Source organism: Pseudothauera rhizosphaerae, assembly GCF_004801305.1.
GTDB classification, from domain to species: domain Bacteria; phylum Pseudomonadota; class Gammaproteobacteria; order Burkholderiales; family Rhodocyclaceae; genus Pseudothauera; species Pseudothauera rhizosphaerae.
The window spans coordinates 63,269-88,696 of record NZ_SSOD01000014.1 but is presented as its reverse complement, the minus strand read 5'-3'; the positions used below and the strand labels follow the sequence as shown (position 1 = coordinate 88,696).

24 protein-coding genes are annotated in these 25,428 nt (G+C 69.7%); 2 read left to right on the top strand and 22 right to left on the bottom strand.

What is annotated here, in order from left to right:
• Positions 1 to 23 precede the first annotated feature (23 nt).
• From nirD to badH, 21 genes are all read right to left on the bottom strand, one after another.
• On the bottom strand, positions 24 to 374 hold the full coding sequence (gene nirD, locus E6O51_RS16285; protein ID WP_136386063.1) for a nitrite reductase small subunit NirD: 351 nt from the start codon (positions 372 to 374) through the stop codon (positions 24 to 26).
• Positions 346 to 2,850: a nitrite reductase large subunit NirB gene (gene nirB, locus E6O51_RS16280; protein WP_136386062.1), complete on the bottom strand. Its 2,505-nt coding sequence runs from the start codon at positions 2,848 to 2,850 to the stop codon at positions 346 to 348. Before nirB ends, nirD begins: the two co-directional genes overlap by 29 nt.
• 11 nt (positions 2,851 to 2,861) lie before the next feature.
• Positions 2,862 to 3,635: a uroporphyrinogen-III C-methyltransferase gene (gene cobA, locus E6O51_RS16275; protein ID WP_136386061.1), complete on the bottom strand. Its 774-nt coding sequence runs from the start codon at positions 3,633 to 3,635 to the stop codon at positions 2,862 to 2,864.
• A 15-nt stretch (positions 3,636 to 3,650) separates the two neighbouring features.
• Positions 3,651 to 4,454: an ABC transporter ATP-binding protein gene (locus E6O51_RS16270; RefSeq protein WP_136386060.1), complete on the bottom strand. Its 804-nt coding sequence runs from the start codon at positions 4,452 to 4,454 to the stop codon at positions 3,651 to 3,653.
• A 10-nt stretch (positions 4,455 to 4,464) separates the two neighbouring features.
• Entirely contained in the window at positions 4,465 to 5,391 is a 927-nt protein-coding gene (gene ntrB / locus E6O51_RS16265; protein ID WP_136386059.1) for a nitrate ABC transporter permease, read from the bottom strand.
• Positions 5,392 to 5,411: 20 nt separating this feature from the next.
• Entirely contained in the window at positions 5,412 to 6,671 is a 1,260-nt protein-coding gene (locus E6O51_RS16260; RefSeq protein ID WP_136386058.1) for a CmpA/NrtA family ABC transporter substrate-binding protein, read from the bottom strand.
• A gap of 498 nt (positions 6,672 to 7,169) precedes the next feature.
• Entirely contained in the window at positions 7,170 to 8,438 is a 1,269-nt protein-coding gene (locus E6O51_RS16255) for a nitrate regulatory protein (protein ID WP_136386057.1), read from the bottom strand.
• Between the two features lie 89 nt (positions 8,439 to 8,527).
• Positions 8,528 to 9,727 (bottom strand): 3-oxoadipyl-CoA thiolase, encoded by a 1,200-nt coding sequence (locus tag E6O51_RS16250; RefSeq protein ID WP_136386056.1) that lies wholly within the window; start codon positions 9,725 to 9,727, stop codon positions 8,528 to 8,530.
• A 36-nt stretch (positions 9,728 to 9,763) separates the two neighbouring features.
• Entirely contained in the window at positions 9,764 to 11,284 is a 1,521-nt protein-coding gene (locus E6O51_RS16245; RefSeq protein ID WP_136386055.1) for a 3-hydroxyacyl-CoA dehydrogenase, read from the bottom strand.
• A 2-nt stretch (positions 11,285 to 11,286) separates the two neighbouring features.
• Positions 11,287 to 12,057 (bottom strand): enoyl-CoA hydratase-related protein, encoded by a 771-nt coding sequence (locus E6O51_RS16240; RefSeq protein WP_136386054.1) that lies wholly within the window; start codon positions 12,055 to 12,057, stop codon positions 11,287 to 11,289.
• A 152-nt stretch (positions 12,058 to 12,209) separates the two neighbouring features.
• Positions 12,210 to 13,145 carry an electron transfer flavoprotein subunit alpha/FixB family protein gene (locus E6O51_RS16235; RefSeq protein WP_136386053.1) on the bottom strand — a complete coding sequence of 312 codons (936 nt, stop codon included), beginning with the start codon at positions 13,143 to 13,145 and terminating at the stop codon, positions 12,210 to 12,212.
• The gene (locus tag E6O51_RS16230; RefSeq protein ID WP_136386052.1) at positions 13,145 to 13,906 is read right to left on the bottom strand and encodes an electron transfer flavoprotein subunit beta/FixA family protein; all 762 of its coding nucleotides are present in this window, start codon (positions 13,904 to 13,906) and stop codon (positions 13,145 to 13,147) included. Before E6O51_RS16230 ends, E6O51_RS16235 begins: the two co-directional genes overlap by 1 nt.
• 19 nt (positions 13,907 to 13,925) lie before the next feature.
• A complete protein-coding gene (locus E6O51_RS16225; protein ID WP_136386051.1) occupies positions 13,926 to 14,639 on the bottom strand; it encodes a nitroreductase in 714 nt (237 codons plus the stop codon).
• A gap of 30 nt (positions 14,640 to 14,669) precedes the next feature.
• A complete protein-coding gene (locus tag E6O51_RS16220) occupies positions 14,670 to 15,611 on the bottom strand; it encodes a branched-chain amino acid ABC transporter permease (protein WP_136386050.1) in 942 nt (313 codons plus the stop codon).
• Between the two features lie 2 nt (positions 15,612 to 15,613).
• The gene (locus E6O51_RS16215) at positions 15,614 to 16,501 is read right to left on the bottom strand and encodes a branched-chain amino acid ABC transporter permease (protein WP_136386049.1); all 888 of its coding nucleotides are present in this window, start codon (positions 16,499 to 16,501) and stop codon (positions 15,614 to 15,616) included.
• A 52-nt stretch (positions 16,502 to 16,553) separates the two neighbouring features.
• Positions 16,554 to 17,261 (bottom strand): ABC transporter ATP-binding protein, encoded by a 708-nt coding sequence (locus E6O51_RS16210; protein WP_136386048.1) that lies wholly within the window; start codon positions 17,259 to 17,261, stop codon positions 16,554 to 16,556.
• Positions 17,258 to 18,061 (bottom strand): ABC transporter ATP-binding protein, encoded by an 804-nt coding sequence (locus tag E6O51_RS16205; protein ID WP_136386047.1) that lies wholly within the window; start codon positions 18,059 to 18,061, stop codon positions 17,258 to 17,260. Before E6O51_RS16205 ends, E6O51_RS16210 begins: the two co-directional genes overlap by 4 nt.
• A 59-nt stretch (positions 18,062 to 18,120) precedes the next feature.
• Positions 18,121 to 19,293, bottom strand: a complete 1,173-nt coding sequence (locus E6O51_RS16200) for an acyl-CoA dehydrogenase (RefSeq protein WP_136386046.1) — start codon at positions 19,291 to 19,293, stop codon at positions 18,121 to 18,123.
• 35 nt (positions 19,294 to 19,328) lie between these two features.
• Positions 19,329 to 20,495 carry an acyl-CoA dehydrogenase family protein gene (locus E6O51_RS16195; RefSeq protein ID WP_136386045.1) on the bottom strand — a complete coding sequence of 389 codons (1,167 nt, stop codon included), beginning with the start codon at positions 20,493 to 20,495 and terminating at the stop codon, positions 19,329 to 19,331.
• 62 nt (positions 20,496 to 20,557) lie between these two features.
• Positions 20,558 to 21,340: a 2-ketocyclohexanecarboxyl-CoA hydrolase gene (gene badI, locus E6O51_RS16190; RefSeq protein WP_136386044.1), complete on the bottom strand. Its 783-nt coding sequence runs from the start codon at positions 21,338 to 21,340 to the stop codon at positions 20,558 to 20,560.
• Positions 21,341 to 21,372: 32 nt separating this feature from the next.
• On the bottom strand, positions 21,373 to 22,140 hold the full coding sequence (gene badH / locus E6O51_RS16185) for a 2-hydroxycyclohexanecarboxyl-CoA dehydrogenase (protein WP_136386043.1): 768 nt from the start codon (positions 22,138 to 22,140) through the stop codon (positions 21,373 to 21,375).
• A 100-nt stretch (positions 22,141 to 22,240) separates the two neighbouring features.
• Here badH and E6O51_RS16180 point away from each other — a divergent pair, with 100 nt between their 5' ends.
• Positions 22,241 to 22,768, top strand: coding sequence for a MarR family winged helix-turn-helix transcriptional regulator (locus tag E6O51_RS16180; protein ID WP_136386042.1), 528 nt, complete (start codon positions 22,241 to 22,243; stop codon positions 22,766 to 22,768).
• On the opposite strand, the gene aliB is transcribed toward E6O51_RS16180, so the two are convergent.
• On the bottom strand, positions 22,731 to 23,879 hold the full coding sequence (gene aliB, locus E6O51_RS16175) for a cyclohexanecarboxyl-CoA dehydrogenase (protein WP_136386041.1): 1,149 nt from the start codon (positions 23,877 to 23,879) through the stop codon (positions 22,731 to 22,733). The genes E6O51_RS16180 and aliB overlap by 38 nt on opposite strands.
• A 279-nt stretch (positions 23,880 to 24,158) precedes the next feature.
• Between aliB and E6O51_RS16170 the strand changes: the two genes are divergently transcribed.
• Positions 24,159 to 25,418, top strand: a complete 1,260-nt coding sequence (locus E6O51_RS16170; RefSeq protein WP_230976816.1) for an ABC transporter substrate-binding protein — start codon at positions 24,159 to 24,161, stop codon at positions 25,416 to 25,418.
• Positions 25,419 to 25,428 lie beyond the last annotated feature (10 nt).

Genomic DNA, 25,428 nt, shown 5'->3' with positions numbered 1-25,428 from the left:
CCGCAAGGGGGGAGGGCGCAGGGTCATCCACCCGGCCTGACCGGGTCGGATTGTTCCTGGACCTCCAGCCACACCGCGCCGTCCTCGACCCGGACGGCGTGGCGCCGCGTGCAGCCCGCGTCCGGCGCGCAGGCGCTGCCGGTGGCGAGTTCCACATTCCAGCCGTGCAGCGGACAGGTCACCCGTGCCGACTCGCCGCTGCCATGCACGATGCCCTGGGACAGCGGACCGCCCTTGTGGGGGCAGGCATCCCGCAGGGCGAAGACGTGGTCGCCGTCGGCGCGGAATACCGCGATGGCGCCGCCCTCGTGGGCCACCACGCGGGCACCGAGCAGCGGGATGTCCTCAAGCGGACAGACTTTCTGCCAGGCCATGGCGGTCTCCTTGCGGTTCGGCTTTCAGTTCGATGGTCTTGTACTGGCGGGCGAGCGGCGCGGCCTGCTGCTCGGCCCAGGGGTCGGGGGCGTCCTTCAGCGCGTAGAGCAGGCGCTCGTACAGGGCGCGGCGGCTGGCGGCGTCCACCACCACCTGCCGCTTCACGTGCTCCAGGCCCACGCGCTCCACGTAGTGGCAGGTGCGCTCCAGGTAGAACCCCTCTTCCCGGTAGATCTGCAGGAAGGCGCCGGTGTATTCCATGACTTCCTCGTCGCCGCCCACCTTGCACAGGAACTGGGCCACCTCGGTCTTGATGCCGCCGTTGCCGGCCACGTAGATCTCGTAGCCGGAATCCACGCCGATCACGCCCACGTCCTTGATGCCGGCCTCGGCGCAGTTGCGCGGGCAGCCGGAGACGGCCAGCTTGACCTTGTGGGGCGACCACATGCCGAACAGCATCTTCTCCAGCTTCACCCCCATGTCCATCGCCATCTGGGTGCCGAAGCGGCAGTGCTCCATGCCGACGCAGGTCTTCACCGTGCGCAGGCTCTTGCCGTAGGCGTGGCCGGAGACCATGCCGGCGGCGTTGAGGTCCGCCCAGATCGCCGGCAGGTCGTCCTTCCTCACGCCCAGCAGGTCGATGCGCTGGCCGCCGGTGACCTTGACCGTGGGCACCTTGTACTTCTCCGCGGCATCGGCGATGGCGCGCAGCTCGGCCGGCGTGGTGAGCCCGCCCCACATGCGCGGCACCACGGAATAGCTGCCGTCCTTCTGGATGTTGGCGTGGGCGCGCTCGTTGATGAAGCGGCTCTGGGGGTCGTCCCGGACCTCGTGGGGCCAGGTGGAGATCAGGTAGTAGTTCAGCGCCGGGCGGCAGGTGGCGCAGCCGTTGGGCGTCTGCCAGTCCAGCGCCCGCAGGGTGTCCGGGATGGAAGTCAGGTGCTGCTCGCGGATGGCCGCGCGCACCTGGGCGTGGGTGTGATCGGTGCAGCCGCACACCGGCTTGGCGTGCTTGTCCACGGCCTGGTAGGCGCCGCCCAGCGTGGAGGCGAGGATCTGCTCCACCAGCCCGGTGCAGGAGCCGCAGGAGCTGGACGCCTTGGTGTGCTTGCGTACCTCGTCCAGCGTGAACAGGCCCTGCTCGCGGATGGCCTTGACGATGCTGCCCTTGCACACGCCGTTGCAGCCGCACACTTCGGCCGTGTCCGGCAGCAGCGCGGCCTGGTTCTGCCCCTGGTGGCCCGTGTCGCCGAGCTGCGACTGGGCGAAGCCCTGGCCGAACATCAGGTGGTCGCGCAGTCCGGCGACGTTCTTCCCCTCCCGAAGCAACTGGAAGTACCAGGCGCCGTCGGCCGTGTCGCCCACCATCACGGCGCCGGCCAGCCTGTCGTCCTTCAGCACCAGCTTCTTGTAGATGCCGCCGGCGCGGTCGTGGAGCACGATCTCGTCGCAGTCCTCGCCGCCCAGGAAGTCGCCGGCGGAGAACACGTCCACGCCGGTGACCTTGAGCTTGGTGGAGGTCACCGAGCCCTGGTAGCGGCCGATGCCGTGGCCGGCCAGGTGGTTGGCGCACACCCGGGCCTGCTCGAAGAGCGGCGCCACCAGGCCGTAGGCCACGCCCCGGTGGCTCACGCATTCGCCCACCGCGTAGATGCGCGGGTCGGTCACGGTCTGCAGGGTGTCGCTGACGACGATGCCGCGGGCGCAGTGCAGCCTGGCGGATTCGGCGAGCCCGGTGTTGGGGCGGATGCCGGCGGCCATGACGACCAGGTCGGCGGGAATCTCGCTGCCGTCCTTGAAGCACAGCGCCGCGACGCGGCCGCGCTCGCCGACGACCAGTGCGGCGGTGTGCGCTTCGAGGCGGAACGTCAGCCCCTTGGCTTCCAGCGACGCCTGCAGCAGTTCGGCGGCGGGCCGGTCGAGCTGGCGGTCCATGATCCACGCGCCGATGTGCACCACGGTCACGTCCATGCCGCGCAGGGCGAGGCCGTTGGCCGCTTCCAGGCCGAGGAGGCCCGCGCCGACGACCACCGCGTGGCGATGCTCGCGGGCGGCGGCGATCATGGCCTCGGTGTCGGCGATGTCCCGGTAGGCCAGCACGCCGGGCAGGTCCGCGCCACGCAGCGGCGGCATGAAGGGCAGCGAGCCGGTGGCGAGCAGCAGGCGGTCGTAGGGGGCCGCGCTGCCGTCGTCTGCGCGCACGAGGCGCCGGCTGCGGTCGATCTCCACCACCTTGCGCCCGGCGTGCAGGGTGATGCCCTTGTCCCGGTACCAGTCCAGGTCGTTGAGCATGATGTCCGGCAGGCCCATCTCCCCGGCCAGCACCGGCGACAGCAGGATGCGGTTGTAGTTGCCGTGGGGTTCGGCGCCGAACACGGTGATGTCGTAGCGCTCGGGGGCGTGCTTGAGCAGTTCTTCCAGGGTCTTGACCCCGGCCATGCCGTTGCCGACCACGACGAGCTTCTGTTTGCGCATGACGTTCTCCTTCAGGCGGCCAGCGCGCGGCCGGCCGGCAGGTCCAGCGATTCGACGCGGGCAAGAGCGGCCACCTCGCCGACCACGACGATGGCGGGCGAGGCCAGCCCTTCTGCCGCGACCAGGGCCGGCAGGTCCGCGAGCCGACCCTTGACCTGGCGCTGGGCGGCCAGGGTGCCGGAGGCGATGGCCGCGGCCGGCGTGTCCGGCGGCAGGCCGGCGGCGATCAGGCGGGCGACGATGTTGAGCAGGCGGGCGAGTCCCATGTAGATCACCAGCGTGGTGCCGCTCTGCGCCAGCGCCGCCCAGTTGGGCTCGCCGCAGCCGTCGCCGGCGGTGCCGGTGACCAGCGTGACGCCGTGGGTGTAAGCCCGGTGGGTGACCGGGATGCCGGCCGCCGCGGGCACCGCGATGCCGGCGGTGAGCCCCGGCACCACTTCGGCCTCCAGGCCGGCGGCGGCCAGGGCTTCCACCTCCTCGCCGCCGCGGCCGAACACGCAGGGATCGCCCCCCTTGAGCCGCACCACGGTGCGCCCGCGCCGGGCGTAGCGCACCATCAGGCGGTGGATGAAGTCCTGCGGGGTGTGGGGCCGGCCCGGCGCCTTGCCGCCGCGCTTGCCCACCTTCAGCACGCGGGCCGCGGGGCGCACCAGGGCGAGGATTTCGGCGGAAACCAGGTCGTCGGCCAGCACGATTTCGGCCTCGTCGGCGAGGATCTTCGCCGCGCGCAGGGTGAGCAGGTCCGCGGCGCCCGGTCCGGCGCCGATCAGATAGATCTTGGACATGGGGTTCTCCGGAGGCTAAGCCGCTACGCGCAACTGCTTCTGGTAGAGGAATTCCATGAGCGCGGCGCGGCATTCGCCGAACTGCGGGTCATGGGCCAGGGCCAGGCGGTCGCGGGGGCGCTCCAGCCCGACCTCCAGGATTTCGCCGATGGTGGCCGCCGGGCCGTTGGTGAGCATCACCACCCGGTCGGACAGCAGCACCGCCTCGTCCACGTCGTGGGTCACCATGACCATCGTCGCCCTGGTGGCGGCGAGGATCTTCATCAGCTCGTCCTGCAGGTTGGCGCGGGTGAGCGCGTCCAGGGCGCCGAAGGGCTCGTCCATGAGCAGGATGCGCGGCTGCATGGAGAGCGCCCGGGCGATGCCCACGCGCTGCTTCATGCCGCCGGAGATTTCGTGGGGGTACTTGCCTTCCGCGTGGGAGAGGCCCACCAGGGCCAGCGCGTCGCGGGTGCGCTGGCGCAGTTGCGCCCGCCCTTCGGTGGCGGCGAACACCCGCTCCACCGCCAGGTGGACATTGTCGAAGCAGGTCAGCCAGGGCAGCAGGGAGTGGTTCTGGAACACCACCGCCCGCTCCGGGCCGGGGCCGGCGATCTCGCGGCCGTTGCACAGCATGACCCCGGAAGTGGGCCGGGTCAGGCCGGCGATCAGGTTCAGCAGCGTGGACTTGCCGCAGCCGGAGTGGCCGATGAGGCTCACGCTCTCACCCTCGTGGATGTCCAGGCTGATGTCCCGCAGCGCGGTGAAGCGGCCTTTCTTTCGATTTTGGGTGACCTCGAAGGTCTGGCCGACGTTCTCGATCTGTACGATCTTCTTCATGGTCGTCTCCTCAACGGTTCTCGTAGCTGAAGCGGCGGGCGACCAGCATCAGCATCTGTTCCAGGATCAGGCCGACGATGCCGATCACGAAGATGGCGATGATGATGTGCTCCACCTTGAGGTTGTTCCATTCGTCCCACACCCAGAAGCCGATGCCGACGCCGCCGGTGAGCATTTCCGCGGCCACGATCACCAGCCAGGCGGTGCCGATGGAGAGCCGGATGCCGGTGAGCATGTAGGGCAGCACGGCCGGGAACAGGATCTTGGTGAAAACCTTCCACTCCGACAGGTTCAGCACGCGGGCCACGTTCAGGTAGTCCTGCGGCACGCGGGTCACGCCCTGGGCGGTGTTGAGGATCATCGGCCAGATGGAGCAGATGAAGATGGTCCAGGTGGCGGCCGGGTCGGCGCGCTGGAACACCAGCAGGCCGATGGGCAGCCAGGCCAGCGGCGAGACCGGGCGCAGCAGGCTGATGACCGGGTTCATCATCCGCGCCAGCAGCGCGAAGCGCCCCAGCAGGAAGCCGGCCGGGATGCCGATCAGCGCGGCGATGCCGAAGCCGATGCCCACCCGCTTGAGGGATTCCAGCACGTTCCAGCCTATGCCCTGGTCGTTGGGCCCTTCCCGGTAGAAGGGGTCGGAGAACAGCACCACCGCCGCGTCCCAGGTCTTGCCGGGACTGGGGATGCCGCCGCCGCCCAGAGTGGCCACGTGCCACACCCCGATCAGCAGCGCCACCCCGAGCAGGGGCGGCAGCACGGCGCGCACCAGCGCGCGCAGCCATTCGCCGGCGCGCCCGCCGCCATCGCTGCCGCCGGCCACGCTCACCGGCGCCCCGGCGGCCTTCTCCGGCTTCTTCGCTTCCATCGGCACCACGGTCGGCGCCTCGTCGGCCCCGGCGCTGCCGGAGCGGTTCATCGTCGCTGCCACGCTCATCGTCCCGTCCTCCCGCACGCTCACGCCCGGACCTTGAAGCCGCCGGCATACTTCGCCGGCTCGGAGCCGTCCCACACCACGCCGTCGATCAGCTTCGACGCGCGCATTTCACCCGCCGGCAGCGCCACGCCGGCCGCGGCCGCCGCCTGCCTGTAGATGTCGATGCGGTTGATCGCCCGCGCCACGCCCAGGTAGTCCGGTTCCTTGTCCAGCAGCCCCCAGCGGCGGTGCTGGGTGAGGAACCACATGCCGTCCGACAGCCAGGGGAAATTCACCGCCCCGTCATTGAAGAACTTCATGCTGTGGGCGTCCTGCCAGCTCTTGCCCAGGCCGTTCTCGTACTTGCCCAGCATGCGCCCCTCGATCACATCCACGTCGGTATTCACGTAGGAACGCGCGGCGATCACCTTCGCGGTCTCCCTGCGGTTGGCGTCCGAGGCGTCGATCCAGCGCGAGGCGTCCAGCACCGCGGCGGTCAGCGCGCGGGCCGCGTTGGGATTCTTCGCGACCCAGTCGGCACTGGTGCCGAGCACCTTCTCCGGGTGGTCGGTCCACACGTCCTGGCTGGTGGCCACCGAGAAGCCCACCCCGTCGATGATGGCGCGCTGGTTCCACGGCTCGCCGACGCAGTAGCCGTGCATGTTGCCCACGCGGGCGTTGGCCACCATCTGCGGCGGCGGCACGACGATGGACTTGACGTCGCGGAAGGGGTCGATGTCGTTGGCCGCCAGCCAGTAATACAGCCACATGGCGTGGGTGCCGGTGGGGAAGGTCTGGGCGAAGGTGTAGGTGCCCGGCGCGCTGGCGGCCACCACCTTCTTCAGCGAGGGACCGTCGATGGCGCCCTTGTCCTTCATCTGCGACGACAGCGTGATGCCCTGGCCGTTGTTGTTGAGCGTCATCAGCACGGCCATGTCCTTCTTCGGCCCGCTGACGCCCAGGTGCACGCCGTACACCAGGCCGTACAGCACGTGGGCGGCGTCCAGTTCGCCGGACACCAGCTTGTCGCGCACCGCGGCCCAGCTCGCCTCCTTGCTGGGGATGATCTTGATGCCGTACTTCTCGTCGAACTTCTTCACCGCGGCCATGACCACCGAGGCACAGTCGGTCAGGGGGATGAAGCCGACCCGGATCTCTTTCTTCTCCGGCGCGTCGGAACCGGCCGCCCAGGCCATGCCGGGCGCCAGCCCGCCCAGCATCGACGCGCCGCCCAGGGCCGCGCCGGCCTTGATGAAGCCGCGCCGCGACAGGCCGGGAAAGTCCTTGCTCTGCTTGCTCATGTTGAACTCCTGCAAAAGCGGTTCGGAAAAACAAAAAGGCGTCCATCTCCGCCCCCGCGTGATCGCAGGAGGGAAATGGACGCCGTTGTCCTTGATGTTCGGGTACTGCCGTGCTGCCTCGAACGCCGAACCGCCGTTGGTCCAGCCTCGCCCATCGTTTAGCAGGGGGCGTGCCAGAAATCAGGAATCCTTGTTTTGTGGGCCTTTACGGGAATTTCGAGGGCAGCGGACAGGCTGCGAGACATCCCTGGAATGCACTATTGCAGTGCAGCACGGAGCGTTCGCGCACGGTGGCGGTGCGGAGGGCCGCACCTCCCCTCTCCCCTCGCGGGAGAGGGGCCGGGGGAGAGGGGGCACGGCCGTGGCAACACCCGCCGCCGCTGCGCCCTGACGGGCGCCCCCCTCATCCCCAACCCTTCCCCCGCGAGGGGGGGAAGGGGGCAGGAAACCGCTGCGCCGCGGCAAACTGCCCGGCCGTTTCCCGGATTCCAGGCCGGGCTATTGCCCCGGCGGCAGAAAATCCGCCAGTGCCAGCGTGGCCTCGGCCACCTCCACCAGGCGGCGGTTCTGGTTCATGGCGGTCTGGCGCAGCAGCTTGTAGGCCTGGTCCTCCGTCAGCCCGCGGCGGGCCATCAGCAGGCCCTTGGCGCGCTCGATCAGCTTGCGCTCGTCGAGCGCGCCGCGCACCGTGTTCAGTTCGTCGCTCATGGCCTGCAGGCGCCGGGCCTGGGCCTGCAGCATGTCCAGCACGGAACGCCCGAGCTGGGGGCCGAGGCCGTCCGCGGCCAACACCTGGGCGCCGCCGGCCGGCTCCGGCGTGCGCTCGAAGAACACCGCCAGCGGCGCCGGCGCGCCGCGCAGGGCGTCCACCCGCAGCGCGTGGTCCTGCAGGTCGGCGCGCGCCTCGGCGATCTTGCGCTCGCACAACTGCTGCAGGCCGGCGGCGAGCATGTCCTCCATCTCGCGCATCTCGTCCAGGCGGCGGGTACAGCAGTCGAACCAGGCGTCGCTCAGGTCCGCATCCACCGCACCGTCGGGCGGCGCGGTGCACAGCACCCGGCGCAGGCGCTCCAGCTCGGCTACTACCGCGGCGCCCTGGGCCGCCCGCCAGCGCGCCAGCACCGGCACTTCGGCGAAACCGGCGAAGACCTGGAAGCAGCGCTCCTGCGCCTCGATCAGGTGCAGCAGGCGCTGCTGGGCCTCGGCACCGGCCCGCCCGGAGCCGAAGGCCGCGGCGCCGGTGGCGCGCTCCTGCCCGGCCAGCTCCTTGCCCTGCATGAAGTTGAACAGCGCCACCAGGGCGCGGGTGACCGCCGGATCGCCGGCCGTGTCGGCGGCCTCGAACACCACCGCGAGCAGCCCGCCGATCAGCTCGGAATACGCCGCGGTGGCCCGGGCGGGTTCGAAGGCCCGCGCGGCGATGCGTTCGCGCAGGGCCGGCAGCGCGTCCAGCCCGTGCAGCACCCAGGCGATGCGAGAGAACAGCCGCGCGCCGCCGGCCAGGGGGGCGGCCTCCGTATCGAAGCGGCCGAAGTGCTCCCGCACCTCGGCCTCGGCCGCCGCGCATTCGGCGACGATGCGCTCGCGCTGCTCCGCGAAGCGGGTGCCGCCGGAGGCCAGGTAGATGTTGGAAGCGCCGCGCTCCTTCTGCAGCAGATGCACCAGGCGGCCGATGCGGCCCACCAGTTCGGCGGTCAACGCGAGCTGTTCCAGGCCGTGGATCTCGCAGCGCTTGGCGGCGAGCAGGAAACCCGGCGCTGATTTCATGGCTTTCCTCCGTTTGCTCTCGGGCATGTCCGCGCCGGACCCGTGCCCGGCGCGTCACGGAGGTACGCAAATTCCGTGCACGGGCACGTTCAGCAGCGTTCCACGACCAGCGCGATGCCCTGGCCGACGCCGATGCACAGGCTGGCCACCGCGTAGCGCCCGCCCCGCCGGTGCAGTTCGCGCACCGCGGCGAAGGCGATGCGCGCGCCGGACGCGCCGAGGGGGTGGCCGACCGCGATGGCGCCGCCGTTGGGGTTGACGCGCGCGTCGTCGAAAGCCAAGCCGAGCAGCTTCAGGCAGCCGAGCACCTGCGGCGCGAAGGCCTCGTTGATCTCGATGACGTCCATCTCGGCCAGCGACAAACCCGCCCGTTGCAGTGCCTTCGGGATGGCGAAGGCCGGACCGATGCCCATGATGCGCGGCTCCACGCCGGCCACCGCGCCGGCCAGGATGCGTGCCATCGGCTTCGCCCCGGCGCGCTCGCCGGCCGCCGCGCTGCCCACCAGTACCGCCGCCGCGCCGTCGTTGATGCCCGATGCGTTGCCGGCGGTGACCACGCCGCCGAACAGCGGCTTCAACGCGGTGAGCGCGGCGAAGTCGGTGCCCGGGCGCGGGTGTTCGTCCGCGGCGACGACCAGCGGCGGCGTCTTGCGCCCGGTGGGTACGGCGACCGGCAGGATCTCGTCGGCGAAACGGCCCTGCACGCGCGCCGCCTCGTAGCGCGCCTGGGAGGCGGCGGCGAAGCGGTCGGCGTCCTCGCGCGTGATTTCCAGTTCGCGCGCGACGTTGTCGGCGGTCTCCGGCATGCTGTCGTTGCCGTAGCGGCCCACCAGTTCGGGGTTGGGAAAACGCGCGCCGATGGTGGTGTCGAACACCTTGAACTCGCGGCTCCACGCCGCTTCCGCCTTGGCGACGACGAAGGGCGCGCGGCTCATGCTCTCGACGCCGCCCGCCACGTACAGTTCGCCTTCGCCGCAACGGACCGCCCGCGCGCAGTCGAGGATGGCCGCCAAGCCGCTGCCGCACAGGCGGTTCACCGTCTGCCCCGGCACGGTGGGCGGCAGGCCGGCCAGCAGCGCCGCGTGGCGGGCCACGTTGCGGCCGTCCTCGCCGGACTGGGCGGCGCAGCCGAGCACCACATCCTCGATGGCCGCGGCGTCGAAGGCGGACTTCTCCACCAGGTGCCGGATCACCAGGGCGGCCAGGTCGTCGGGGCGCACGCCGGCCAGGGCGCCGCCATGGCGGCCGAAGGGCGAACGCAGTCCGGCATAGAGATAAGCGTCAAGCATGGAAAAACCTCCTGTCTATGTGTTCGTCACCCCGGCTCAGGGCTCGGGGGTCAGCAGCGACACGCCCAGGCGCGCGCGGCGGGTCAGCCACGGGCTGGGGCGATAGCGCGGGTCGCGGTAGAAGCCGTGCAGCGCATCGAGGATGGCGAGCACCGTGGCGCCGCCCAGCGCATCGCCCATGGCCAGCGGCCCCAGCGGATAGCCCAGGCCCAGGGTGACCGCGCGGTCGATGTCCTGCGGCGTGGCGATGCGCTGCTGGGCGATGTCGCAGCCGATGTTGACGATCATCGCCACCACGCGCTGGGCCACGAAGCCGGCGCTGTCGCGGATCACGGTGACCTCCGTGCCGCCGCCGGCCAGCGCCGCCCACACCGCGTCACGCGCCGATGCCGTGGTCAGCGGCGTGCCCATCAGCGTCGCGTACAGGTCGAGGAAGAGCGGATCGACGGCCACCGTGCGCGCGGGGTCAAGGCCCTCGTCGAGGGCCGCGGTGCTGGCGTCGCGGCCCACCGGCAGCACGATGCATACCGACTCGGGCGCCGGCCGGGTGCCGCGGTCCAGGCGCGCGCCGCCGGCTTCCAGGCGGCGCAGCAGCCCTTCGCGCGCGCCGCATCCCGGCGTGCCGACCCACAGCGGCAGCATGCTTGCCGGCGGGACCGGCGGCACCGCGGGGAACTGTGCGCGGCCGTCGGCATAGGCGTAGAAGCCCCGCCCGCTCTTGCGCCCGAGCAGGCCGGCCGCCAGGCGCTGGCGCAGCAGCGGCGACGGCCGGTAGCGCGGCTCCTCGTAATACTGGTGGTAGATCGTCTCCATGACCGGGCAGGAGACGTCCAGCCCGGTCAGGTCGAGCAGTTCGAAGGGGCCGAGGCGAAAGCCGGCCGCGCCGCGCAGGATGCGGTCGATCCGCGCGTGGTCGGCGATGCCTTCGCCGAGCACGCGCAGGGCCTCGGTGAGATAGCCCCGCCCGGCATGGTTGACGATGAAGCCCGGCGTGTCCTGCGCGCGCACCGGCGCATGCCCCATGCGCCGTGCCAGCGCCGTCAGCGCATCGCCGGCGGCCAGCGCGGTGAGCGCGCCGTCCACGACCTCCACGACCTTCATCAGCGGCACCGGGCTGAAGAAGTGGAAGCCCGCCACCCGCTGCGGCGCGCGGCAGGCCGCGGCGATGGCGGTGACCGACAGGGACGAGGTATTGGTGGCGAGCAGGCAGTCGTCGGCCACCACCGCTTCGAGCTGCCTGAACAGCTCGCGCTTGGCTTCCAGGCTCTCGACGATGGCCTCGACCACCACGTGGCAGCCGGCGAGTCCGTCCAGGCCGGCCGCGGCGCCGATGCGCGCGAGCGCCGCGCCGGCCGCCGCCTCGGTGATCTTCCCTTTCTGCGCCAGCATCGACAGGGTCCGCCCGAGTTCGTCGCGGGCCTCCGCGGCCGCTTCGGCGCGGCTGTCGAAAAGCAGCACCCTCACCCCGCCGAGGGCGGCGACCTGGGCGATGCCCCGGCCCATCAGCCCGGCGCCGACGATGCCGAGCAGGAAATCGTCACGATTCGCGTCCAGCATGTTCAGGCCCCCTTGAACGTGGCCGTGCGCTTGTCGAGGAAGGCCTGCATCCCTTCCTTCTTGTCCGCACTGGCGAGCAGCACCTGGAAGGCCTTGCGCTCCAGCATCAGCGCGGCCTCCAGCGGGGCATCCTGGCCCGCGAGCAGCACCTCCTTGATCTGGGCCGCGGCCAGCGGCGGCAGGGCGGCGATCTCCGCGGCCAGTTCCAGCGCCCGCGCCTGCACCCGGTCGTCGGCCACCACCTCGCTCGCCAGCCCCATGTCGAAGGCCTCCCGCCCGCTCACCGGCTGGCCGGTGAGCAGCATCCTGAACGCCTTGAACTTGCCCACCGCGCGCGCCAGGCGCTGGGTGCCGCCCGCGCCCGGGATGATGCCGACCCGGATCTCCGGCTGGCCGAACCGGGCCCCTTCCCCGGCGACGATGATGTCCGCGTGCATCGCCAGTTCGCAGCCGCCGCCCAGGGCGTAGCCGTTGACCGCGGCGATCACCGGCTTGGGGCAGGACGAGATCGCCTGCCACATGCGCTGGTTGTTGAGCAGCAGGGCTTCGATGGGGCCGCTGTCCACCAGGGCGCGCAGGTCGGCGCCCGCGGCGAAGACCTGCGCGCCGCCGGTCAGCACGATGCAGCGCACCGCGTCGTCCTGCCCCAGGGCGCCGAAATGCTCCGCCAGTTGCGCGCGCAGCGCCTGGCCGAGTGCGTTGCGCGCCTGGGGACGGTTCAGCCTGACCACGGCGATGTACGGCGCCGGGCGTTCGACGATCACTTCTTCCATGCTTGTTCTTCCGTTGTGAAAAAGGTCCGGCGCAATGCCCGTGCATCGCGCCGGACAAGACACCGACGACAACCAGAGGGAGAGGGAGACGGAGTCATCGCCGGGATCACGGCCAGCCTGCCGGCAGACGGGCAGGCAGCCGGAATCGATCGTCAGCCGAGCGCACCGGCCAGTTCCGGCACCACCTCGAACAGATCGCCCACCAGGCCGTAGTCGGCCACCTGGAAGATGGGCGCCTCCGGGTCCTTGTTGATCGCCACGATCACCCTGGAATCCTTCATGCCGGCCAGGTGCTGGATGGCACCCGAGATACCGATGGCGACGTAGAGCTGCGGCGCGACGATCTTGCCGGTCTGGCCCACCTGGTAGTCGTTGGGCACGTAGCCCGCATCCACCGCGGCACGGGAGGCGCCCAGCGCCGCGTCCAGCTTGTCGGCCAGCGGTTCGAGCAGCGCGCGGTAGTTCTCCCCGCTGCCCAGCCCGCGGCCGCCGGAGACGATGATCTTCGCGGCACCGAGTTCGGGACGCGCGCTCCGGGTGATCTCGCGGCCCACCAGGCTGGACTGGCCGGCATCCGTACCCGTCGCCACCGCTTCGACGGCAGCGCTGCCGCCTTCCGCCGCAGCGGCCTCGAAGGCGGTGGTGCGCACCGTGACGACCTTGATCGGGTCTACGCTCTTCACGGTCGCCAGCGCATTGCCGGCGTAGATCGGGCGCACGAAGGTGTCCGCGCTGTCCACGGCGACGATGTCGCTGATCTGCGCCACGTCGAGCAGCGCGGCGACGCGCGGCAGCACGTTCTTGCCCGCGGACGTCGCGGGGGCGAACACATGGCTGTAGTTCGGAGCCAGTTCCTTCACCAGCGCGGCGACGTTCTCGGCAAGCTGCGCGTCCAGGTGCGGGGCATCGGCCACCAGCACCCTGGCAACGCCCGCCACCCTGGCCGCGGCCTGCGCCACGGCAGCGGCGTTGCTGCCGGCGACGAGCACGTGGATGTCGCCGCCGATCCTGGCAGCGGCAGAGACGGTGTTGAGCGTTGCCGCCCTGAGGGTCTGGTTGTCGTGTTCGGCCAGGACAAGGGTCGCCATCACAGCACCTTCGCTTCGTTCTTGAGTTTGTCGACCAACTGGGCCACGTCGGCCACCCGCACCCCCGCGCTGCGCGCGGGCGGCTCGGCGACCTTGAGCGTGGCCAGCCGCGGCGCCACGTCCACGCCGAGCTCCGCCGGCTTCACCGTGTCGAGCGGCTTCTTCTTGGCCTTCATGATGTTGGGCAGCGTGGCGTAGCGCGGCTCGTTGAGGCGCAGGTCGGTGGTCACCACCGCCGGCAGGCTGATGGCGATGGTTTCCAGGCCGCCGTCGATCTCGCGGGTCACGGTGGCCCTCGGTTGCCCACCCTCGTCCGCGAGGGCGACCTTGGAAGCGAAGGTCGCCTGCGGCCAGCCCTTGAGCGCGGCCAGCATCTGGCCGGTCTGGTTGGCATCGTCGTCGATGGCCTGCTTGCCCAGGATCACCAGCGCGGGCGCTTCCCGGTCGGCCACGGCCTTCAGCAGCTTGGCCACCGCCAGCGGCTGCAGTTCCACGTCGGTTTCCACCAGGATGCCCCGGTCGGCGCCGATCGCCATGGCCGTGCGCAGCGTCTCCTGGCATGCCGCGACCCCGCAGCTCACCGCCACCACTTCGGTGGCCACGCCGGCTTCCTTCAGACGCACCGCCTCTTCAACGGCGATCTCGTCGAAGGGGTTCATGCTCATCTTCACGTTGGCCAGATCGACCCCGCTGCCGTCCGCCTTCACGCGGGCCTTCACGTTGTAGTCGATCACCCGTTTGACGGGCACCAGTATCTTCATGCTTTCGTCTCCGCTGGTTTCAGGAATGCTTCACCACGAACTCGTCGAGCGCCGCGCGCTCGCTGACCAGGCCGTTCTCCGCCGCGTCCGGGTCCGCATGGCCCAGCGCGATGCCGCACACCACCTGCTCGTGCGCCGGCAGCGCGAGCGTCTCTTCGATGATGCGGTGGTAGTCGATCCACGCCGCCTGGGCGCAGGTCGCCAAACCGCGCGCCTCGGCGGCCAGCATCAGGGTCTGCAGGAACATGCCGTAGTCCAGCCAGCTCCCCTGCGCCAAACGGCGGTCGATGGTGAACATCAGGCCCACGGGCGCGCCGAAGAAGTCGAAGTTGCGCCGCACCTGGGCCCGCATCCTTTCCGTGTCGCCCCGGGCTATGCCGAGCAGGCGGTACAGCTCCCAGCCCAGCTTGCGGCGGCGGCCGAGGTAGGGTTCGAAGAATTCGGCGGGGTAGTAGGCGTATTCGGGCCGGTGGCTGCCGTCGGCCCCATTGCCGTCGGCTCCATCGAAGGCGGCGCAGACGGCCTCCACCAGTCTCCGCAGGGTATCGCCGCGCAGCACGTGCACCCGCCAGGGCTGGATGTCGTTGCCCGAGGGCGCGCGCGCCGCCACGCGCAGGATGTCGTCCAGCACGCGCTCGTCCACCTCGCGCGGCAGGAAGGCGCGGATCGAGCGGCGCCCCGCGGCGATCCGGTCGAAGACCTCGGCATCGGTGAAACGGTCGGTGGCATTCATGCGGGATTCCTCGTGGGGGATGCTCTCGGTTCAGCGCGTCTTCACGCCTGTCATGCGGCGGTACAGGGCCACGGCCTCGCCGACGATGCCGCGGCGGAAGGCGAGCACGCAGAAGATGAAGATCAGCCCCATGACGACCGTCACCAGCGAGCCGGCCTTGTCCGCCAGTTCGGTCTGCAGCAGCACGATCACCGAGGCGCCGGCCACCGGCCCGAACACCGTGCCCATGCCGCCGAGCAGCGTCATCAGCACCACCTCGCCGGAGGTGTGCCAATGCACGTCGGTGAGGGTGGCGAAGCCGAACAGCAGGGTCTTGAGCGCGCCCGCCAGCCCGGCCAGGCCGGCGGACAGCACGAAGGCGAGCAGCTTGTAGCGGTCCACGTCGTAGCCCAGCGACAGCGCCCGCGCCTCGTTCTCGCGGATCGCCCGCAGGGTCTGGCCGAAGGGCGAATGGATGGTCCGCCGGATCAGCCAGAACGCGCAGACGAACACGGCGACGAAGGGGTAGTAGAGCGTGTGGTCGTCGGCCAGATCGAGGCCGAACAGGGTGCCGCGCGGCACGCCCTGCAGGCCGTTCTCGCCGCCGGTGAAAGGTGCGCGCAGGCAGATGAAGTACAGCAGTTGCGCCAGCGCCAGCGTGATCATGGCGAAGTAGATGCCCTGCCGGCGGATCGCCAGCGCGCCCACCGCCCAGCCCAGCGCGGCGGCGGCCAGCGTGCCGGCGGCGAGGCCGAGCAGCGGCGGCAGCGCCCACACCTTGATCGCGTGGCCGGCCACGAAGGCCGCCGCGCCGAAGAAGGCGGCGTGGCCGAAGGACAACAGGCCGGTGTAGCCCAGCAGCAGGTTGTAGGCGCAGGCGAAGAGCGCGAAGCACAGCACCTTCATGATCAGCACCGGATAGATCAGCGCGGGGGCGGCGAGCAGCGCGGCGAGCGCGAGCAGGTAGCCGATGCGGACGGGCGTGTTCTTCATCCTCACTTCTCCTTGCCGAACAGGCCGGCCGGGCGTAGCGCCAGAACGATGGCCATGACGACGAAGACCACGGTGGAACTGGCCTCCGCATAGACCACCTTGGTCAGCCCCTCGATCAGGCCCAGCCCCAGGCCGGTGAGCACGGCGCCGAGGATGGAGCCCATGCCGCCGATCACCACCACCGCGAACACGGTGATGATCATGTTGGAACTCATCAGCGGGCTGACCTGGGTGGTGGGCGCGGCCAGCACGCCGGCGAGCGCGGCCAGCGCCGCGCCGCAGCCGAAGGTCAGCATCACCATGATGGGCACGTTGATGCCGAAGGCCTGGGTCAGCTTCGGATTCTCGGTAGCCGCGCGCAGGTAGGCGCCCAGCCGCGTCTTCTCGATCACGTACCAGCTCGCCAGGCACACCGCCAGCGAGACGGCGATGACCCAGGCACGGTACTTGGGCAGGAACATGAAGCCGAGGTCGATGGCGCCCGCCAGTTGCGGCGGGATCGCGTAGGGCTGGCCGCCCGCGCCGAAGGCGTGGCGGAAGGCGCCGCCGGTCACCAGCGCCAGACCGAAGGTGAGCAGCAGGCCGTACAGCGGATCGAGCCGGTAGATGCGCCGCAGCAGCGTGCGCTCGACGGCGACGGCGAACGCCCCGACCAGCGGCGGCACCAGCACCAGCGCCTGCCAGTAGCCGAGGCCGAAATAGTGCAGCGCCATCCAGGCCAGCATCGCACCCATCATGTAGAGCGCGCCGTGGGCGAAGTTGATGATGTGCAGCATGCCGAAGATGATCGCCAGCCCGAGGCTGAGCAGCGCGTAGAAGGAGCCGTTGACCAGGCCCAGCACGAGCTGGCCGAGCAGCGCGGCGAGCGGGATGCCGAAGAGTTCGTTCATGGGTGGGAATCCTCGATGTGCGGGGACTGCGGGCGAGCGGACCGCATGGCCGTCACAGCCCCAGCAGTTCCTGCAGGTAGGGCATGCGCGCGGCCAGCTCGTGCTGGGCGATTTCGGCGGCGATCTGGCCGTGTTCGACGACGAACATGCGGTCGGCCAGCGGCGCGGCGAAGCGGAAGTTCTGCTCCACCAGCACGATGGTGTAGTCGCGCCGCTTCAGCTCGGCGATCACCTCGGCCAGGCGGGCGACGATCACCGGCGCCAGCCCCTCGGAGATTTCGTCCAGCAGCAGCAGGCGCGCGCCGGTGCGCAGGATGCGCGCCAGCGCCAGCATCTGCTGCTCGCCGCCCGACAGCCGCGTGCCCTGGCTGTGGCGGCGCTCGGCGAGATTGGGGAACATCTCGTAGAGCGCTGCCACGCTCATGCCGCCGCTGCCCACCTGCGGCAGCAGCAGCAGGTTCTCCTCGGCGCTGAGGCTGGCGTAGATGCCGCGCTCCTCCGGGCAGTAGCCGACGCCGAGCTGGGCGATGCGGTGCGGCGCCATGGCGATGGCCTCGCGGCCGTTGATCATGATCGAGCCGGTGCGCCGGCCGGTCAGCCCCATCAGCGCGCGCAGCGTGGTGGTGCGCCCGGCGCCGTTGCGCCCCAGCAGGGCCACGCACTCGCCGCGCCGCACGGTGAAGTCGATGCCGTGCAGGACGTGGGATTCGCCGTAGAAGGCGTGCAGGTCGGAGACCCGCAGGTACTCGGTGGCGGTCATGCGGGTGCCCCCGCCAGCGCTGCGCCCGAGCTGCCCATGTAGGCTTCGATCACCGCCTCGTTGGCCGATACCGCGGCGTAGTCGCCCTCGGCCAGCACCGCGCCGCGCGCGAGCACGGTGATGGCGTCGCAGATGCCGGACACCACCTTCATGTTGTGCTCCACCATCAGCACGGTGCGATCGGCCGCGACCTTGCGGATCAACTGCATCACCCGGTCCACGTCCTCGTGCCCCATGCCCTGGGTCGGCTCGTCCAGCAGCATCAGCTCGGGATCGAGCGCCAGCGTGGTGGCGATCTCCAGCGCGCGTTTGCGGCCGTAGGGCATCTCCACCGCCACCATGCCGGCATGCTCCGCCAGCCCGACTTCGGCCAGCAGCGCCAGCGCGCGTTCGTCGAGCGCGGCCAGGCTGCGTTCCGATTTCCAGAAGTGGAAGGTGGTGCCCAGCGCCCGCTGCAGGGCGATGCGCACGTTCTCCAGCACGGTGAGATGCGGGAACACCGCCGAGATCTGGAACGAGCGCACCAACCCCAAGCGGGCGATGCGCTGGGGCGCCTCGCGGGTGATGTCGCGGCCGTTGAAGCGGATGCTGCCGCGGGTGGGCTGCAGGAACTTGGTGAGCAGGTTGAAGCAGGTCGTCTTGCCGGCGCCGTTGGGGCCGATCAGGGCGTGGATGCTGCCGCGGCGGACCTTCAGATCCACCCCATCCACCGCCACGAAGCCGCGGAATTCCTTCATCAGCCCCGAGGTTTCGAGGATGTAGGGTGAAGGCTGGCCCGCGTCCGAAGCGCGCTGTGCCATGTGTCTCCTCCTTTGTTCTCGTGCGGCGGGGTCGTGTGGCGCCCCGCTCGTCGGCGGCGTCAGGCCGAAAAGGCCTGGATCGCCGTCTGGGCCCGGCCCAGGATCAGGGCGTGGATGTCGTGGGTGCCCTCGTAGGTATTCACCACCTCCAGGTTCACCACGTGGCGGATCACGCCGTACTCGTCGGAGATGCCGTTGCCGCCCAGCATGTCGCGCGCCGTGCGGGCGATCTCCAGCGCCTTGCCGCAACTGTTGCGCTTGATCAGCGAGGTGACCTCCACCGGGGCGATGCCCTCGTCCTTCATGCGGCCCACCCGCAGGCAGGCCTGCAGGCCCAGGGTGATTTCCGTCTGCATGTCGGCGAGTTTCTTCTGGACCAACTGGTTGGCGGCGAGCGGGCGGCCGAACTGGGCACGGTCGAGCACGTACTGGCGCGCGCGCGCCCAGCAGTCCTCGGCCGCGCCGAGCGCACCCCAGGCGATGCCGTAGCGGGCGGAATTGAGGCAGGTGAACGGGCCGCGCAGGCCGCTGACCTGCGGGAATTCGTTTTCGTCCGGCACGAACACGTCGTCCAGCACGATCTCGCCGGTGATCGAGGCGCGCAGGCCCACCTTGCCGTGAATGGCGGGCGCGGACAGGCCCTTCATCCCCTTTTCCAGGATGAAGCCGCGGATGGCGCCTTCATCATTCTTGGCCCAGACGACGAAGACGTCGGCGATGGGGCTGTTGGTGATCCACATCTTCGCGCCGGACAGCGAATAGCCGCCGGGGACCTTGCGGGCGCGGGTGATCATGGAGCCGGGGTCCGAGCCGTGGTTGGGCTCGGTGAGGCCGAAGCAGCCCACCCATTCGCCGGTCGCCAGCCTGGGCAGATACTTCCGCTTCTGCGCCTCGGTGCCGAACTCGAAGATGGGCACCATCACCAGCGAGGACTGCACGCTCATCATCGAGCGGTAGCCGGAATCGACCCGCTCCACTTCGCGCGCGATCAGGCCGTAGCTCACGTAGCTGAGGCCGGCACCGCCGTATTCCGACGGGATGGTCGGCCCGAGCAGCCCCATCTCACCCATTTCGCGGAAGATGGCCGGGTCGGTGCGCTCGCTGCGGAAGGCTTCCAGCACGCGCGGCGCCAACCTGCCCTGGCAGTAGTCGTGGGCGGCGTCGCGCAGCGCGCGCTCGTCGTCGGTGAGCTGGCGGTCGAGCAGCAGGGGGTCATTCCATACGAATTCCATCGCGGTCTCTCCATTCTTATGTAGTCGGGGCGCCTTCAGGCCGTCTCGGCGCGGATCATGTTGCGGGCGATCACCAGTTGCTGGATCTGGGTGGTGCCCTCGAAGATGCGGAACAGGCGCACGTCGCGGTAGAAGCGCTCGATGCCGTACTCGGCGAGGTAGCCGGCGCCGCCGAAGATCTGCACCGCGCGGTCGGCGACGCGGCCGCACATCTCGGAAGCGAACATCTTGGCGCAGGCCGCCTCGGTGCCCACGTCGCGGCCTTCGTCGCGGCGGCGCGCGGCGTCGATCACCATCGAACGCGCGGCGTAGATCTCCGCCTTGCTGTCGGCCAGCATGGCCTGGATCAACTGGAACTCGGCGATGGGCTTGCCGAACTGCCTGCGCTCGCAGGCATAGCGCAGCGCGTCGGCGAGCATGCGCTCGGCCACGCCGACGGAAATGGCGGCGATGTTGATGCGGCCCTTGTCCAGCACCTTCATCGCGGTCTTGAAGCCCACGCCTTCCTTGCCGCCGATCAGGTTGGCGGCGGGCACGCGGCAGTCCTCGAAGATCACGTCGCAGGTGTGCGAGCCCTTGTGGCCCATCTTCCCGTCCGGCGTGCCCAGGGACAGGCCCGGCGTGCCGCGCTCGACGATGAAGGCCGAGATGCCGTCGGCGCCCTTCTTCGCCGGGTCGGTGCGCGCCATCACGGTGAACACGCCCGCTTCCGGCGCGTTGGTGATGTAGCGCTTGGTGCCGTTGAGCACGTAGTGGTCGCCGTCTCCGCTGTTGTCACGAATCGCGCTGGTGCGCAGGCTGGCGGCGTCCGAACCGCTGTCCGGCTCGGTCAGCGCGAAGGAGCCGATGACCTCGCCGCTCACCAGCCGCGGCAGCCAGCGCGCCTTCTGCTCGGGCGTGCCGTCGATGACGATGCCCTGGCCGCCGATGCCGTTGTTGGTGGCGAAGAACGAACGGAAGGCCGGCGAGGTGCGGCCGATCTCGAAGGTGGCGAGCACCTCCTCCTCCATCGTCAGGCCCATGCCGCCGTGCTCTTCCGGGATGGACAGGCCGAACAGGCCGAGTTCGCGCATCTCGGCGACGATCTTGTCCGGGATGCGGTCGGTCTCGGCGACGGCCGCCTCGCTGGGCACGAGGCGCTCGCGCACGAAGCGCGAAAGGGTGTCGAGCAGGATGTTCAGCGTTTCCTGGTCTCTGATCATGGCTGCCTCCGGGCAGGAAAAATGGGTCGCCGCGGGCGCGGCCTGCGCACCCGCCGCCGCGCTTACTTCACGTACTTGAAGAACTCGGGCTTGCGCTTCTCGCGGAAGGCGTTGCCGCCCTCGGCCGACTCGGCGGTCTCGTAGTAGAGCTTGAGCGCGTGCATGGCCAGCCCGCCCATGCCGCGGATCATCTCGGTATCCACGTTGAAGGACTTCTTCGCCAGCGCGATCGCGGTGGGGCTTTTCTCGACGATCTCCTCGCACCACTTGCGCACCTCGGCGTCGAGCTGGTCCTGCGGCACCACGGCGTTGACCAGGCCCATCTCCAGCGCCTGCTGCGCGGTGTAGCGGCGGCACAGGTACCAGATCTCGCGCGCCTTCTTCTCGCCCACCACGCGCGCCAGCAGCGCGGTGCCGAAGCCGGGGTCCACCGAGCCGACGCGCGGGCCGGCCTGGCCGAGCTGGGCGTTGTCGGAGGCGATCGCCAGGTCGCAGATCGTCACCAGCACGTTGCCGCCGCCGATGGCGTAGCCATTCACGCGCGCGATGACCGGCTTGGAAAGGTCGCGGATGGCGCTCTGCACCTCCTCGATGGGCAGGCCGATCACGCCGCGCCCGCCGTAGCCGCCGTCCTGCGTGCCCTGGTCGCCGCCGGTGCAGAAAGCCTTTTCGCCGGCGCCGGTGAGCACCACCACGCCGATGTTCCTGTCCGCATCCGCGTCCTTGAAGGCGTGGATCAGTTCCTCGCAGGTCCGGGCGCGGAAGGCGTTGAACTGCTTGGGCCGGTTGATCGTGATGGTGGCGATGCGGTCGGCCTTGGTGTAGAGGATGTCCTGGTATTCCATGTCTGTCGTGCTCCTGTGTCGTGCTTCGCGGGTCAGCCGGCCATGGTCAGGCCGCCGGACACGCTGATGACCTGGCCGGTGATGAAGGACGCCTCGTCGCTGGCGAGGAAGGCGACGATGCCGGGCAGGTCTTCGGGCTGGCCGAGGCGGCCGAAGGGGATGGCCTTGGTCAGCGCGTCCCGCAGCTTCTCGCCCTGCTCGCCCTCGCCGGCGAAGTCGCGGAACAGCGCGGTGTCGGTGGGGCCGGGGCAGACCACGTTGACGTTGATGCGCTTCCTCGCCAGTTCGCGCGCCATGGTCTTGGAGAAGGCCACCAACCCGCCCTTGCAGAAGGCATACACGGCCTCGCCCGAGGAACCGACGCGGGCCGCGTCCGAGGCGACGTTGATGACCCGCCCCGCGCCGCGCGCGGCCATGCCGGCGAGCACGGCGTGGTGCATGTACAGCGCGCCGTACAGATTGACCGCGACGATCTTTTCCCACAGCGCCTTGTCGGTCTTCAGGAACGGCCCGGCCTGGTCCCAGCCGGCGTTGTTCACCAGCACGCCGGCCGGCCCCAGCTGCGCCTCGGCCGCCGCTACCGCGGCGATCACCGATTCCTGGCTGGTGAGATCCACCGCGAAGGCGCCCGCCTTGCCGCCGCCGTCGCGGATGCCCGCGGCCACGCCTTCCGCGGCATCCCTGGCGATGTCGAACACCGCCACCGCCGCGCCGTCCTCGGCGAAGCGCCGGCAGATCGCCGAGCCGATGCCGCCGCCGCCGCCGGTCACGATCACCGTCTTGCCCTTGATTCCCTTCATGCTCTTGCACTCCTTCACGTGTCATGCGCCCGGCCGTGCCGATTGCGTTGCGGCGCGGCTTTGCGCTTCAATGGGGATTCATTCGATCCCGTTCCAGCCAATGAAAGACCTGTCCACCGAAAAGAACCTGGCCTCCATCGAGATCAACAACCGCCTGTTCTTCCGCTTCTTCCAGGCCGCCAACACCCTGCACACCAAGGGCACCCAGGCGCTGGACGCCTTCGGCGTGACGACCCAGCAGTGGTCGGTGCTGGGCGCGCTGTCCCGCCCCAAGGCGGCCGGCGGCATGAGCGTCGGCGAACTCTCGCGCTACCTGCTGGTGAGCCGCCAGAACCTCTACGGCCTGCTCACCCGGCTCGAACGGGACGGCTACGTCGAACACGCCGCCGGCGAGGAAGACCGCCGCTCGCGCAAGGTGCGCCTGACCCCCAAAGGGGAAGCCCTGTGGGCGGCGCTGGCAGACCCGATCCATACCTTCTACGACCAGGCGCTCAAGGGCCTTTCCTTCGACGACCGCCTGGCCTTCATCCACTACATCAACCTGCTGCAGAGAAACATGTCGCAGCTCCAGGGGCCGGCCGACCCCTCCGCTACGGCCGAAACGCCGCCAGCTTCTGGCGGCCGATGATCATCTTCATGATGTTCGCGGTGCCGTCGCCGATCTGCAGGCCCATGACGTCGCGGTAGCGCTGGCCGAAGTCGTAGTCGCCGCCGTAGCCGCCGTGGCCGTGGGTGAGCAGGCACTGGTGGATGATTTCGCAGGCCAGCTTCGGCCCCCACCACTTGCACATCGCCGCCTCGGCGGTGTGCGGCAGATGCCGGTCCTTGAGCCATAGGGTGCGCAGGCACAGCAGCCGGCAGGCCTCGTACATCGTCTCGGCTTCGGCGAGCGGGAAGCTCACGCCCTGGAATTCGGCGATCGGCTTGCCGAAGGCCTCGCGCTCCTGCACGTAGCGCCAGGTCTCGTCGAGCGAGGCGCGCGCCACGCCCATGCACTGCAGGCCGATCAGCGCACGGCTGTAGTCGAAGCCCTGCATCACCTGGACGAAGCCCTGGCCTTCGTCGCCCAGCATCATGTCGCGGCCGATGCGCACGCCGTCGAAGAAGATCGAGCCGCGTCCCACCGGGCGCGTGCCGATGTCGTCGAAGGTGGTGCGGCTGACGCCGGGCAGGTCCATCGGCACCAGGAAGGCGCTGATGCCGCGCGCACCGTCGGCTTCAGAGCCGGTGCGGGCGAACACCACCGCCACGTCGGCCTGGGTCGCCAGCGAGATCGAGGTCTTCTCGCCCGACAGCACGAAGCCGTCGCCGTCCCGCGCCGCCTTGAGCCGCAGGCGTGCCGCGTCGGAACCGGCGCTCGGCTCGGTGAGGGCGATGGCGATGGCCTTGCGGCCGGCGAGCACCTCGGCCAGCCATTCGGCCGCACGGGCAGAGCGGCCGTGGGTCGCGACGATCTGCCCGCACAGGGAGGCCAGCAGGTTCACGTAGGACACGTTGAAGTCCCCGTAGGCGATCTGTTCGAGCAGCAGGCCACTGGTCACGCAGTCCAGCCCGAGGCCGCCGCGCGCCTCCGGCAGTTCGGCGCCGAGGAAGCCCATCCCGCCCATCTCGCGGATCAATTCCGGCTCGATGCGCTCCGCCTTCTCGCGCGCCCGGTAACCGGGCGCCAGACGGTTCTGCGCGAACTTGGCGGCCGTGTCGATCAAGGCCGACTGTTCGGCGCTAAGACTGAAATCCATGTCTCCCACTCCTTGTTCGATGTGAGCCCATTCTACGAAGCCGCTTTTATTTACGTCAAGATATTTACGTAATTAGAGAACGAAGCTCTGACCACATTGATGCAGAGCATACATAGAAACCCTTATTTCTACGTGAAATTTGCCGAATAATGCACGCCGCTTGACTAAGAATCTTCAGATTGTGCATCGCACTATATCAATGTGTTGACTTATATGATTTTGTAACTAGGATGGCGACGGGTGGCAGCAGACCACTCTGGACACGACAAGGAGCGAGACATGAAGATGGACAGGAACCCTGGAAAGGGGCGGCCGATTGCCGCCGCAACGAAGCTCGCCGTGGCCCGCTGCGCGTTCGCAGTAGGCATCCTCGGCACCGCGGCGGCGCAGGCCGCGATCACGGACGACGTCGTCAAGATCGGCGTGCTGACCGACATGTCGGGCACGTACGCCGACTTCACCGGGCAGGGCGCGGTCATCGCCGCCCGCATGGCGATCCAGGATTTCTCCGGGGATAGAACCGTTCTCGGCAAGAAGATCGAGCTGGTCTCGGCCGACCATCAGAACAAGGCCGACGTCGGCGCCGAACGCGCCCGCAGTTGGATCGACCGGGACAAGGTGGACGTGATCACCGAGCTGGTCACCACCAACGTCGCGCTGGCGGTCATGGACGTGGTCGCGCAGAAGGGCAAGGTGGCGCTGATCTCCGGCTCGGCCTCGCTGCCCATCACCAACGAGCGCTGCAACGCCAACACGGTGCACTGGGTGTACGACTCCTACGGCCTGGCGGCCGGCACCGCCAAGGCCGTGGTCGGCAGCGGCAAGAAGAACTGGTACTTCATCGCCGCCGACTACGCCGCCGGCGCCGCGATGATGGACGGCGCGGCCAAGGTCGTTGTCGCCAGCGGCGGCAAGGTGGTCGGTTCCAGCAAACACCCCTTCCCGAGTTCGGACTTCTCCTCCTTCCTGCTGAGCGCCCAGGCCTCGAAGGCCGACGTGATCGCGCTCGCCAACGGCGGGCAGGACACCATCACCGCGATCAAGCAGGCCGCCGAATTCGGCATCATCGGCTCGGCGCAGACCCTGGTGCCCATCGTGCTCTTCATCAACGACGTGCACGCGCTGGGCCTGCAGACCGCCCAGGGCCTGACCCTCACCGAGGGCTTCTACTGGAACCGCGACGACAAGACCCGCGCCTGGTCGCGGCGCTTCTACGAGCATGCGGGGACGATGCCGAGCATGGCCCACGCCGGCGTCTATTCCTCGGTACTGAACTACCTCAGGGCAGTGGAGAAGACCGGCTCGGACGAAGCCGGTGCGGTGATGCAGTACCTGAAGTCGACGCCCATCGACGACGGGCTGTTCAAGGGCGAGATCCGGGCCGACGGCAAGTTCGCCCACGAGATGCTGCTGCTGGAAGTGAAGAAGCCTGCCGAATCCGCCGAGCAGTGGGACTACTACCACGTGCGCGCGGTCATCCCGGCCGCCGATTCCGCCTTGCCGCTGGCGCAGTCCAAGTGCCCGCTGGTCAGGCAGTGAGGAGGACGGC